This is a genomic window from Dorea sp. 210702-DFI.3.17 (assembly GCF_020560825.1).
Taxonomy (GTDB): Bacteria; Bacillota; Clostridia; order Lachnospirales; family Lachnospiraceae; genus Dorea; species Dorea formicigenerans.
The window spans coordinates 1-246 of sequence record NZ_JAJCNB010000138.1 but is presented as its reverse complement, the minus strand read 5'-3'; the positions used below and the strand labels follow the sequence as shown (position 1 = coordinate 246).

Annotated in this window: 1 pseudogene; it reads left to right on the top strand. The window is 45.9% G+C overall.

Going from position 1 to position 246, the window contains the following annotated elements:
• A pseudogene (locus LI149_RS15985) lies at positions 1-246 on the top strand (glycine reductase); the annotation flags it as partial.

Here is a 246-nt window from a genome sequence, read left to right as displayed (position 1 = left end):
CCCTGACAGGAAACATCATGGTAAAAATGCTTTCATCCGCAGCAACAGGCGGAAGTTTTGAAGCAACTGGATACGGATACGGACCAGGAATCGGCGAAGGATATGAGCAGTTAGTCATGATCGTATCAAGAGCCAGTGGAGCACCTGTTATTGCAGGAGCAATCCGTTATGCGGCACAGCTTGTAAGAAACAAAGTATTTGAGGTAGCAAAAGCAGAATTTGCAGCAGCAAAGAAAGCAGGCTTAA